Source organism: Faecalispora sporosphaeroides DSM 1294, assembly GCA_000383295.1.
GTDB lineage: Bacteria > Bacillota > Clostridia > Oscillospirales > Acutalibacteraceae > Faecalispora > Faecalispora sporosphaeroides.
On record KB911066.1, the window covers coordinates 269,086 to 281,309 of the forward strand.

Genomic DNA, 12,224 nt, shown 5'->3' on the forward strand with positions numbered 1-12,224 from the left:
ATCTATTCAAATTGCCGTTTTGAAAGGACATGTGTCCGCTTTTGGCAGTCGGCGCTTTTTTGCATAACCCTTGCGGCACAAACTGCATTATGCTATACTATGGATATTTTGAGGAAAGGGGGAAACAGCTATTTTATTAACGGTAGACATTGGGAATTCTCACATTACGTTGGGCGGCTTTGAACAGGAATCTCTGCTTTTTGTCGCGAATCTGCTGACATGCCCTTACCGCACGGAAGATCAATATGCGGTGGAGCTCCTGCAGATTATGAATCTGCACTGCGCCGAGCTGAAAGACGTGGACGGCATTGTCATTTCTTCCGTTGTGCCGGAGGTATGCGCCCCGATTCAGCGGGCGTTCCTTCACATCTGCGGAGTGCAACCGCTGCTGCTTGGCCCCGGTGTGAAAACCGGGCTGAATATTCTGATCGACAACCCGGCACAGCTTGGCTCCGACATGGTGGCGAGCGCCGTGGCCGCGATTGCAAAATACCCATTGCCGTGCGTGATTTTTGATTTGGGCACCGCGATCACCGTCAGCTTTTTGGATCAAAAAGGAAGCTTTTTGGGCGGAATGATCTGTGCGGGCGTGAATATCATGTTGCACGCACTGACGACTCAGACGGCGCTGCTTCCTCATATCAGTCTGGAAAACCCGGATCATTTCATTGGAAAAAACACCGTGCAGTCCATGCAGTCCGGCTTGCTGTACGGCACCGCCGCCATGCTGGACGGACTTGCCGCCCGCTTTGCCACGGAGCTGCACGAGCCCCCCACGCTGATTGCCACCGGCGGCATGGCCCACCTGATAACGCAGAACTGCGTGAGCCCTTTTCTGGTGGACAAGCATCTGCTGCTCGACGGCCTGCGGCTCATTTATGAAAAGAACCGCAAAAACCCGAAGCTTCCCCGGTCAAAACAGGGATGACCCTGTTCCTGATAAATCTTTTTTAGTGCGCTGCATCCAGGTATTGGAGCAGCAGCAGGGAGGAAACATGAAAACGAATAAAAGAATCCTGTTCCTGGCACAATTTTCCATGCTGTTGGCGATCCAGATCGTCGTATGTTTTACGCCGCTGGGCTCCATCCCGATCGGCCCCATGGTCGCCACTCTGGCGGGTGTACCGGTGATCATTACCGCCATTATGCTCGGCACAAAGGCCGGTGCGCTGATGGGCTTTTTTACCGGCCTGTTCAGCTTTTTGGTCATGACCTTCGCGCCCCCGTCCCCCGTTGCGTTCGTGTTCACGCCCTTCTACAGCATCGGCGAAGCCAAAGGCAACTTTTGGAGCCTTGTCATTTGCTTTGTGCCCCGTATTCTGATCGGCGTGGTAGCCGGCGTGGTATTTCAGGCCCTCAGCAAGGCGCTCAAGGGCAAAAAAAGCGCCAAGGTCGTCCCCTATGCGGTCAGCGGCGTGCTGGGCAGCATGACAGCTACCGTTCTGGTTTTGGGCGGCATCTACGTTTTCTTTGGTCAAGCGTATGCCGCTACCCTTGGAATGAGCTATCAGCTTCTGCTGGGAGCGCTCGGCGTTACCGTGGCCACCAACGGCCTTTTGGAGGCCGTAATTTGCGCGGTCGCCGCCACTGCGGTGTGCTATCCCCTGCGCAGATACAGCACCTCCGCTTTGGTTGAATCAACATAACGAACGGTCTCACAACAAAATTTCGACCCCGAACGGCACTGCCGTTCGGGGCTTTTTTACGGTATCATCAATGAGCTTGAAAGCCGTTCAATTTTCCAGCCGCAATTCACGCAGCGCATCTTTCCGCTGCCGCTTGATCGGGAACGGCGTGCGCCTGCAAACGGTCTCGTTTTAAAAATCTGCCATATATTAAACAGTCCGCCGGCAACACCGGCGGACTGTTTTGATAACGCTTAGGACTGATGAAAGGTGAGACAGCTGGTTTCCCCTTTTTCAGAAGCACCGCTGCCGCTGATGCAAATGCTGCTGGCCGCGCAGCTGCCGCCCGCATTATAAGAACAGTTGATGGCGGTACAGTCGACAGGCATGGATTCATTCGGAATCGAGCCGACCGCCGCATTGGAAAACGCCCCGGCCTGCTGGGAAACGTAGGAAGAACAGCAGGTCTGCTCGCTGTTAAAGGCCATCGCTCCCGATACCTGAATATTGGGCAGACAGCAAAAATTGGCGGAGTTATTCGCACAGGAATTTACGTGACACTCCAGTTTCGTCATGACGCAACACCTCATTTTCAATTGATGCTGCTAGTATTTGCAGGAGCGAATTCCTTATGCGCTTCGGTCACCAAAAAAGCCGCTCAACCGTTTTCTCCGGTCAGAAAACGGTTTTCCGCCACACTGAAAACCCCGCTGTCCGTCAGGCGGATTTCCGGAATCACGCACAGGGACAAAAACGAAAGATTTTGAAACGGGTCTAAATTTTCCGGCACTCCCATGCTGCGGCAGAGCTTTCCCATTTCGTGCTGGGCCGCGGCAACGTCCAGATCGGCCCGTTCCGTAAACAGGCCAGCCACGGGCAGCGGCAGAACCTGCCGCACTTTGCCGCCGGAGCACACCGCATACCCGCCCTGACAGGCGCGCAGCGCATCCACGGCGCAGAGAATGTCCGCATCGTTGTCGCCGATCACAATCAGATTGTGGGAATCGTGGGCGATGGTGGAAGCGATCGCCCCGTTTTTCAGGCCAAAACCTTTGACGACGCCCACCCCAAGCTGACCGGAACCGCTGTGACGCTGTATTACCGCGGCCTTGAGCAGATCGCCCTGCGGCCGGAACACTCCCTTTTGTCCGGGCAACTCCAGGTACTCCAGCCGGGTGAGAATCTCACCGGGCACCAGCGTGACCACCGGGAAGTTTTGCTGCGCGGGCAGGGCCAGCCGCGCCGCCGAAATGGCGGGAACATGCACGGTGTGCGTCAGCTCCGGCTCCGCCATGGGCTCGGGAATACCGGTGATTTTCTCCGACGCGGGAACACCGTCCTTATAGACCTGAACGATTCGGAATTCCTCCAGATCATCCAAAACCACCAAATCGGCGCGAAAGCCCGCGGCGACCGCGCCCAGATCGCGCAGGCCGTAGAAACGGGCCGGCTGAAGGGTAGCGCAGCAAATCGCTGTGACCGGGTCGAGCCCCAGGCGGATGGATTTGCGAATGTTATGGTCAATATGCCCCTGGCGCTTGACATCATCCAGATGCAGATCATCGGTGCAGAACGCAAAGCAGTCAAACGGCAGGCCATCTTTTAATGCGCCAGAGACGATCGCTTCCAGATTCCGCGCGGCGGAGCCTTCGCGAATCTGCACCAGGAACCCGGCCTGCACCCGCTCCAGCGCCTCCTCATAGGTGGCGCATTCGTGGTCGGTCTGCACCCCGGCCAAACAGTAGGCCTGCAGTTCATTCCCCCGAACCGACGGCGCGTGGCCGTCGATCACGCCGTGCCGCATCAGCTCGATTTTCTCGAGCAGCTCCGGTTTTCCGACCAACACGCCGGGGCAGTCCATCACCTCGCCAAGGCCGAGCACGCGGGGGTGACGGCACAGACGCTCCATCTGGGCGGCATCGTACACAGCGCCGTTATGCTCCAGACTGTTGATGGGAACACAGGAGGGCAGCATCCAATAAACGTTGACGGGGACATTCTCGCTTGCGCGGAGCATGTACTCCATTCCGCGCTCCCCCGCGACATTGACGATTTCGTGCGGGTCGGCGATTACGGTGGTGGTGCCGTGCGGCAAAATCTGCCGCGAAAACAGGGCGGGCGAGGTCATGGAGGATTCGATATGTACATGGGCATCGATCAGCCCCGGGCACACATAGCGCCCGGCGAGATTCTCCTCGCGCTTACCTCGGTACTCCCCTACGCCGACGATCCTGCCCTCCTGAATCGCTACATCCGCGGTTCGCACCCGTTTGGAAAATACATCCACCACGTTCGCGTTTTTCAGCACCAGCTCCGGCAGTTCTTTGCCCAATGCATACGAAACCCATTCTTTCTTCCATTTCATCACAGCCCGCCCCCTTTTCCGTTCGCCAGCATTTGTTTTTGATCTGTAAAAAGTTTAAAATTTTCCTTCCCCTGCCATTGGCAGAGGAAGGAGTTTTATTTTGTAAGATTCAATTTGCTTTTGCCCATGATAGCACAGACAAACGGCTTTGACAAGCTGATTTTCTCGGAAAAAGGGAAACAAAACGGGGTTTATTCAGACATCAGGCTGCAGATCTGGTTAGAGAATGCCACAGGGTCTTCGATGCCGATGCCCTCGATCAGCAAAGCCTGCGTATACAGAAGCTGAGCGTAATCTTTGAGTTTATCCTGATTCGTTTGGTACAGCTTCTGCAAAACAGCAAACACCGGATGGGTGGGATTCAGCTCGAGCACGCGCTGCGCCTGCACTTTTTCGGCGTTCGGCATGGCGTTGAGCACCTTTTCCATCTCGAGGGAGATGGCCCCCTCACTGGAGAGGCAGACCGGGTGTGATTTGAGGCGTTGGGAAACGGTGACGGATTTCACCTTGCCCTCGAGCGCCTTCTGCAGAAATTCGAGCAGCTCTTTGTACTCTTCCTTTTTCTGTTCGGCGGCCTTCTTTTCCTCTTCAGTTTCGAGCCCCAGATCGTCGGAGGAGACATTCTTGAACTCGTGGCCGTCGTAGGCGTGCAGAACGCGCAGCGCGAACTCATCCACCTGGTCGGTCAGGTACAGCATTTCAAGTCCCTTTTCGCGCAGAAGCTCCGTCTGCGGCAGCTGCTCGATGCGCGCGACGCTTTCGCCGCTGATGAAATAGATGTCCTTCTGGTCTTCCTTCATCCGGCCGACATATTCCTTTAACGTAACCGGCTTTTTCTCGCTGGACGAGTAGAACAGAAGCAGATCCTGCAATAGATCCTTATGCTGGCCATAATCGGAATACACGCCGTATTTCAGCTGCAGGCCGAAGCCCGCAAAGAACTTTTCGTAATCCTCGCGGCTGTTGTTCAGCATTGCCTCCAGCTCGGACTTAATCTTCTTTTCGAGCCGGCTCTCAATCAGCTTGAGCTGACGGTCGTGCTGCAGCATTTCGCGGGAGATATTCAGCGACAAATCCTGAGAATCGACCAGGCCGCGCACAAAGCTGAAATAATCCGGCAGCAGGTCTGCGCATTTCTCCATGATCATCACGCCGTTGGAATAGAGCTGGAGGCCCTTCTCGAACTCCTTGGTATAGTAATCGTAGGGTGCCTTGGCCGGGATGAACAAAAGCGCGTTATAGGTGGCGGTTCCCTCCGCGCTGGTATGAATGACGCGCAGAGGCGCCTCATAATCGTAAAATTTGTCGCGGTAGAACTGCTCGTATTCCTCTTTTGTAATTTCGTTCTTGTTCTTGCGCCACAGCGGAACCATGCTGTTCAGGGTTTCGTCCTCACGGTAGGTTTCCGTCTCGTTTTCGACGCCTTCCTTCTGGCGATGCTTTTCCACCTCCATGCGGATGGGGTAGCGGATGTAATCGGAGTATTTTTTCACGATGGAGCGAATCCGGTACTGCTCCAGAAACTCATCGTAGTTTTCTTCTTCAGTGTTGGGCTTGAGCTCCAAGACAATCTTTGTGCCGTGCCCCTCTTTCTCGCAGGGCTCAACGGTGTAGCCCTCAACACCCTTCGACTGCCAGCGCCAAGCCTCTTCGCTGCCATAGGCGCGGCTGTACACGGTCACGCAGTCGCTGACCATGAACGCGGAATAAAAGCCCACGCCGAACTGGCCGATAATCTCTACGTCATCCTTCTGCTCCATCTGCTGCTTAAAATTCAGCGAGCCGCTTTTGGCGATGACGCCCAGGTTATTTTCCAGCTCGTCCTTTGTCATGCCGCAGCCGTTATCCTCAATGGTAAGGGTACGCGCTTCTTTGTCCGGCGTGATGCGGATGTAAAAATCGTCGCGATTCAGGCCCGTGTCGCCATCCTGCAGCGTTCTGTAATACAGCTTATCAATCGCATCGCTGGAGTTGGACAAAAGCTCGCGTAAAAAAATCTCGCGGTGCGTATAAATGGAATGAATCATCAATTCCAGCAATCGTTTTGATTCCGCTTTAAATTGCTTCATAACGATTTTCCTTTCCGTACAAAAAAATAAATTTAGCACTCTAATAGCTAAAGTGCTAAATTTATGATAATACAAAAACGGGCAAAAAACAAGCCTAAATTATAAATTTTACCTTTCGCGCGCGGGAGGCGAATCGTCGTGGTCAACCGTGATAATCGGCTCGCAATGCGGCTCCTGCGATTTGATCTTCTCGCTCAGGTACTCCTCCAGCCGCTCGTCGCTCCACGAGAAGCGGTAAGGCACGACGATGTCGAAAATCACACGGGAGCCTTCGGGCTTCCACACCGCTTGAAAATCGTGCATCGTGATTTCATCCGAAATGGCCCGCAGGCTTTCTTCCACATAAACCTTCAGCCGATTGGCCCGCTCGTCGCCCGTTACCACCGGGTCGAGGTGAATCACCAGGTGAATGTTGCCGTCGGTGAGAAAATCGCGCTCAATGCGGTCGATGATCTCGTGGCTTTCCACAATATTGTGGTCGGCGCACATCTCACAGTGAACCGAAGCAAAGCAGCGATCCGGCCCATAATTGTGAATGTTCAGATCGTGCAGGCCGATGATGCCGGGGTAGGACAAAATCCTGCGGTAAATGTCGTCCACCATCTCTTTGCTGGGGGCAAGGCCCAGGAGCGGATTCGCCGTCTCCATCACCAAACGGAAGCCGGCCACCAGAATGAACACCGCAACGCCGAGTCCGAGCCAGCCGTCGAGCTGCCAGCCGGTAAAATACGAAATCACAAGGCCGACCAGTACCGCGGCGGTGGAAAGCGCGTCGTTGCGGCTGTCCTGCGAGCTGGCAAGCAGCGCAGTGGAATCGATGGTGCGGCTGATCCTGCGGTAAAACAGGCTCTGCCACACCTTGAGCAGCACCGACGCGATCAGCGCAATCAGCAGCGCCGTGCCGAACTCCGTGGGGTGCGGCTCCAGAATTTTGCCGACGGACGTCTGCGCGAGCTGAAAGCCCACCATCACGACCAGAAAGGAAACCACCATGCCCGCAATGTATTCGATTCGCGCATGGCCGTAGGGATGCTCGGCGTCCGCAGGCTTTGCGGAAAGGTGGAATCCGAACAGCGTCACCAGAGAAGAAGCGGAATCCGTCAGGTTGTTGAACGCATCCGCCATAATCGCGATACTGTGAAATACCAGCCCCGTAAGCAGCTTAATGAAAAACAGCACCAGATTGGTCGTAACACCGACCCACCCGGCCAGCTTGCCGTACCGTTCCCGCGCCAGAGGTAGATTTCCGTTTTCCGGGTCGCGGAGAAACAGACGGATCAGCAGCTTTATCATCAAAAGGCTCCTTTCTTTAGTGCTTTGGGAAATTTACTTTACAATAGGGTAAGAGCGGTCTCTTCCCCGCCTGCGGTGAAGCAGACACACCGCAGTTTTATTCTGAAAACAGGCTGTTCCCTTTGGAATCGATCGCCACCACCAGCGGCAGATCGCGCAGCTCCAGCCGCTTGACGGATTCACAGCCCAGATCATCGAACGCCACCACCTGCAGCGACTGCACGCACTGGGCGGCCAGCGCCCCGGCGCCGCCGATGGCGCACAGGTAAAGCGCCCCATTGCGGCGGATGGCGTCGACTACCTCTTGAGAGCGGTTGCCCTTGCCGACCATCGCGGCAAGGCCCATGTCGAGCAGGCGCGGCGCAAAGGGGTCCATCCGGCCCGAGGTGGTCGGCCCGCAGGAACCGATCGCCATGCCCTCCGGCGTGGGGGTGGGGCCTGCATAGTAAATCACGGCACCCTCCATCGCAAACGGCAGGGGGTTGCCCTCCTCCATTAGCGCAAACATCCGCTTGTGCGCGGCATCGCGCGCTGTATATACCGTGCCGGAAAGCAAAACCTGATCGCCGGCCTTCAAATGTTTCGCCTGCTGCTTCAAGTCCTTTGTATTCAGCCTGATTTTTTCCAAAACAACACTCTCCTTTGTTATGATAACCCATTCCCGTTACAACAAGTCTTACCCGGAATGCGACACCCTTCCCTCCCGCCCAAAGCGCGGGAGGGAGCAATCATTCTCATAAGTGAACCCATTCGTGGGCAAAGGCGCATTCTGCGCCAAAGACACGGCAATCATCCTGCGTTTTTTTGCGAATATGCCAAATTTGCGAAAGTGGTTTGTTTCCGAAATAAAATGCGGTATAATGGCAGTAGAAGCCGTAAATCCGGCGGCACCTTCACATGCAGGCATTCTGCATTATTTTACACAACAGAAAGGACTGCAAGCATGGCAACACCAGAAAAACTCATCGTTTTTGATTTGGACGGCACTCTCCACCGCACCGACGCTTTCGCCGTAAAGATTCACCAGATCGTGCAGGGAGAAATGAAATACCCCGTACAGACTCCGGATGAAATTCGGAGCACGTTCGGCATGCCCTCAAAGGAATACATGCCCCTGCTTCTGCCCGGCTCCGACGAAGAGACACAAAAAATTTATGGCAGACGGGTGATCGAGCTGGAAAACGAATATCTGCATCTGGCCGAAGCCTACGACGGCAGCGCAGAGATGCTCGGGCAGCTTCGCGGAGACGGATGGGTGACGGCGGTGTGCTCGAATTCTTCCGTGCGGTACATCAGCGCCGTGCTGAAAGCCATTCGCCTGGATGCGCTGATTGACGAAATTCAGCCGCTGGACCCGGATTCTCGCGGGAAGGACGAAAGCCTTGCCCGGCTGTTGGAACGCGTGCAGCCCCGCAAGGCGCTGATGGTAGGCGACACCATCTTTGATCTGGAAGCCGCCCGCAAAAACGATTTGCCGTTCATCGGCTGCCTCTATGGCTTTCGGCCCGCGGAAATGGCCGCGGCAGACCGAAAGGTAGCCGCTGTGTCCGAAATTCCGGCCGCGGCGCAGGAGCTGCTGTTTTCCTGAACCGCCCGGGCATTGCGGTTCCCACCAGAAAACCCGATACTACGCAAAGGGGAGCCGAAACCGGCTCCCTTTTTCTGTGCTGTCGGGAACACTCCGCAGGCAGCTAAAGCATATTCTTTTTGCGCAGGAAATATGCCGCCGCCGCCATGCAGACCACCGCCATCGCAACCGGGAACCAGAACTGCGCAATCGGCAGACCGTCCACGTTCATGCCGTACATACTGGAAATAACGGTCGGGATGGAAATAATCAGTGTGATCGAAGCCAGCACCTTCATCACAATGTTCAGGTTGTTGGAAATAATCGAGGCAAACGCGTCCATGGTGCCCGACAAAATGTTCAGGTGGATGTTCGACATTTCAATCGCCTGCTTGACCTCAATCAGCACATCCTCGAGCAGATCCTGATCCTCTTCGTACAGGCGCACGGCGCGGCCGCGCATGATCTTTTCGATCGTGATCTCATTCGCCTTGAGCGAGGAGGAAAAGTAAACCAGCGATTTTTGAATGCTCAGCAAATGGAACAGCTCCGAGTTCTTCATCGATTTGCGAAGCTCCGCCTCCACCTGCATGCTGATCTTATCGATCTGCTTCAAATACTGCAGATACCGTGTGGCAACCCGCAGCATGATATTCAAAATAAAGCGGGTTTTCAGATTGGTCTGAACGCCCTTGACAACGCCCTCGGAAAATTCGTTCAACAGAGGATTTTCGCGCGTCACAATTGTGATCACACTCTTCTCCGTCATGATAATGCCGAGCGGCATGGTGGTGTACACCAGCCCATCCTCGGTTTTTTCCACACTGGGAATATCGATGATGATCAGGGTATTGCCGTCTTCCGAATCGATATGCGAGGATTCCTCCTCGTCGGTCGCGGCGCGAAAGAAATCCGGTTCGATCGAAAAATCACGGATCAGGCCGTTGATTTCTTCATCCTTCGGCGCAATACAATGAATCCAGCAGCCCGGCTCGTACTCCGGAATCAGCCGAATTTTGCCGTCGATGGTTTTATAATAGGACAGCATTGGCACTCAACTCCTTACCGCGCGCAAATGCTCCCCTGCATCCCTAAGCAAAGGCCGCACCGCGCGTTACTTTTTCGTATGGGATAATCGCCCAAAGGGTCCGCTTTCACGATGCCGCCTCCTTTAAAAATGGAATTTTTTATTTGACCCAAAAGTAATTATAGCACAAAAAACCGTGATTGCAAGAGAAATCGGGTCTTTTCGGAGAGCCTTACCCATAAATTCCGTCAATTCGGCCTTTTTAGAGCTTTTTTGCCCGAATTTCATTCAATTTAGGGCAAAAATAACGAATTATAGAGTTGTGGTAAAGCTGTAACCGTGCCGCTCAAAGCCCAGGGATTCATAAAAATGATGCGCCCTCTCACGTTTTACATTGCTGGAGAGCGCCACTTTATAACACCCGGCCTCTTTGCCGCGCTCAAGCGCAAAGCGGATCATCTGCCCGCCGACGCCCTGCCCGCGGCAGTCTTCCCGCACCACCACGTCTTCGATCACGCCGGCAAAATCGCCGCTCAGGCTCTGCAAAACGGCGAGAGAAAAGGTACCCACAACACAGCCGCCGTCCAGCGCGACAAACACCTTGTAATAGGGGTATTTTTCGATTTCGTCCAGAATGCGCTCCGTCTGCTCCATCGGGATGGGCTCCCCGTTATGAAAATCCGGCTGATAATAGAGTTCCCGGATCGCCTGCAAATCTTCGCGCCGTACCTGCCGGATCATTACTTTTCTCATGGATTCCGCCTCCTCTTTTCTCACAGTCATTTCAAAAATACGAAACCGGGTTTCTATTTCATTTCTCCCGCCAAAGGCGCCGAACAGAAACAACCCGCTTTTCCAATTGATCTATATGAAACTTTTTGTGGTTTTACCCCACGAAAAACAGGACAGAGATGTTCCCCCTGTCCTGTTTGATCGTCATTTAAAAAAACGGATTACCGGTTGAAGATAGACATAATATCGGTAAAGGTGTCGTCCTCATCGAGTCCGGTCGTCTTTTCCACACGCCCCTGCTGCGGGCGGGCCGAGGCACCGGGAGCGGAACCGCCGGTTTTTGCCGCCGCGGGGTTCACCTGCACTGGCGTGCCGTCGTGCGTCGCAAAGCCGGTGGCGATTACCGTTACGCTCATTTCATCCTCCATGGACTCATCGAACGCGGTACCCCATATAATGTTAGCCTCTTCGTGGGCCTGTTCCTGAATCATACTGGCCGCTGTTTCAATTTCGTCCAGCCCGATGTCGGGAGAAGATGTAATGTTGATGATGACGCCCTTCGCGCCGCTGATGGAGGTTTCGAGAAGCGGGCTCGAAATCGCCATGCTGGCGGCCAGCTGGGCCTTCTCTTTTCCGGAGGAACGCCCCACGCCCATGTGCGCGTAGCCGGCGTCCTTCATAACAGCGCAGATATCCGCGAAATCCAGATTGACAAGACCGGGCAGCTTGATCAGGTCTGAAATGCTCTGTACGCCCTGGCGCAGAACGTCGTCCGCAATGGTAAAGGCGTTGAGCAGGGTAATCCGCTGCTCGCTGACAAGCTTGAGACGCTCGTTCGGTATTACAACAAGAGAATCCACATGCTCGCGCAGTGCGGAAATTCCGCTTTCGGCCTGCTCCATGCGGCGCTTGCCCTCAAAGCTGAAGGGCTTTGTCACAATGCCGATGGTCAGGATGCCCATGTCCCGCGCGATTTCCGCAACGATCGGAGCCGCGCCAGTGCCGGTGCCGCCGCCCATACCGGCAGTGATAAACACCATGTCGCTTCCGCGCAGAACGGCCGCAATCGCCTCGCGGCTTTCTTCCCCGGCCTTCTGCCCGATTTCGGGCTTGGAGCCGGCGCCCTTTCCGTGGGTGATTTTATCGCCGATCTGGATCTTCTGCATTGCCTTGGAGCGGAACAGGGCCTGCTTGTCCGTATTGACCGTGATAAATTCAACCCCCTGTACTCCCGAGACCACCATGCGATCTACCGCGTTGCCGCCGCCGCCGCCAACACCAATCACTTTTATCTGCACGATGTTATCTTCATTATCGATTTCAAAAGGCATCTGCTGCATCCTCCTGTCGTTTTATATCAAAAGAATTATAATCACATTGAAAAGCAAGAACAGCCCATTTATTCGGGCAGAAATACAATCTGACACACGCCTTCTTCCGGTGCCGATTTGCTATCTTATATAATTTAACACCTTTCCGGCAAAATTTCAATAACCTGTCCCCCGTATTCACAGAAAATTAAGGGGATTTCCCCGGGGCGGAGCGA

12 protein-coding genes are annotated in these 12,224 nt (G+C 54.6%); 4 read left to right on the forward strand and 8 right to left on the reverse strand.

All coding sequences use genetic code 11. From position 1 onward, the window contains the following. The first annotated feature begins 130 nt into the window (after positions 1 to 130). A complete protein-coding gene (locus G340_RS0101410) occupies positions 131 to 928 on the forward strand; it encodes a type III pantothenate kinase (RefSeq protein ID WP_027103808.1) in 798 nt (265 codons plus the stop codon). Between the two features lie 67 nt (positions 929 to 995). Continuing rightward, complete coding sequence (locus G340_RS0101415; protein WP_020071866.1) at positions 996 to 1,646, forward strand: ECF transporter S component; 651 nt, start codon at positions 996 to 998, stop codon at positions 1,644 to 1,646. 233 nt (positions 1,647 to 1,879) lie between these two features. Here the strand turns inward: G340_RS0101415 and G340_RS0101420 are convergent, their stop codons facing one another. From G340_RS0101420 to G340_RS0101440, 5 genes are all read right to left on the reverse strand, one after another. Next, entirely contained in the window at positions 1,880 to 2,200 is a 321-nt protein-coding gene (locus G340_RS0101420) for a DUF1540 domain-containing protein (protein WP_020071867.1), read from the reverse strand. Between the two features lie 83 nt (positions 2,201 to 2,283). After that, entirely contained in the window at positions 2,284 to 3,990 is a 1,707-nt protein-coding gene (ade, locus tag G340_RS0101425) for an adenine deaminase (RefSeq protein WP_020071868.1), read from the reverse strand. A gap of 191 nt (positions 3,991 to 4,181) precedes the next feature. Next, the gene (gene htpG / locus G340_RS0101430) at positions 4,182 to 6,065 is read right to left on the reverse strand and encodes a molecular chaperone HtpG (RefSeq protein ID WP_154653081.1); all 1,884 of its coding nucleotides are present in this window, start codon (positions 6,063 to 6,065) and stop codon (positions 4,182 to 4,184) included. A gap of 102 nt (positions 6,066 to 6,167) precedes the next feature. After that, positions 6,168 to 7,352: a cation diffusion facilitator family transporter gene (locus tag G340_RS0101435; RefSeq protein WP_020071870.1), complete on the reverse strand. Its 1,185-nt coding sequence runs from the start codon at positions 7,350 to 7,352 to the stop codon at positions 6,168 to 6,170. Between the two features lie 97 nt (positions 7,353 to 7,449). Beyond that, entirely contained in the window at positions 7,450 to 7,980 is a 531-nt protein-coding gene (locus G340_RS0101440; RefSeq protein WP_020071871.1) for a FumA C-terminus/TtdB family hydratase beta subunit, read from the reverse strand. Positions 7,981 to 8,092: 112 nt separating this feature from the next. On the opposite strand from G340_RS0101440, the gene G340_RS18315 reads away from it, so the two are divergent. After that, positions 8,093 to 8,368: a hypothetical protein gene (locus G340_RS18315; protein WP_326522288.1), complete on the forward strand. Its 276-nt coding sequence runs from the start codon at positions 8,093 to 8,095 to the stop codon at positions 8,366 to 8,368. Next, positions 8,329 to 8,940 (forward strand): HAD family hydrolase, encoded by a 612-nt coding sequence (locus tag G340_RS0101445; RefSeq protein ID WP_326522289.1) that lies wholly within the window; start codon positions 8,329 to 8,331, stop codon positions 8,938 to 8,940. The genes G340_RS18315 and G340_RS0101445 overlap by 40 nt, the downstream gene beginning before the upstream one ends. A 103-nt stretch (positions 8,941 to 9,043) precedes the next feature. On the opposite strand, the gene G340_RS0101450 is transcribed toward G340_RS0101445, so the two are convergent. The 3 genes from G340_RS0101450 to ftsZ all read right to left on the reverse strand — a co-directional run bounded on the left by G340_RS0101450 (position 9,044) and on the right by ftsZ (position 12,009). After that, positions 9,044 to 9,967 (reverse strand): magnesium transporter CorA family protein, encoded by a 924-nt coding sequence (locus G340_RS0101450; protein ID WP_020071873.1) that lies wholly within the window; start codon positions 9,965 to 9,967, stop codon positions 9,044 to 9,046. 291 nt (positions 9,968 to 10,258) lie between these two features. After that, a complete protein-coding gene (locus G340_RS0101455) occupies positions 10,259 to 10,729 on the reverse strand; it encodes a GNAT family N-acetyltransferase (RefSeq protein ID WP_326522290.1) in 471 nt (156 codons plus the stop codon). Between the two features lie 170 nt (positions 10,730 to 10,899). Continuing rightward, positions 10,900 to 12,009: a cell division protein FtsZ gene (ftsZ, locus tag G340_RS0101460; RefSeq protein WP_020071875.1), complete on the reverse strand. Its 1,110-nt coding sequence runs from the start codon at positions 12,007 to 12,009 to the stop codon at positions 10,900 to 10,902. Positions 12,010 to 12,224: the final 215 nt, after the last annotated feature.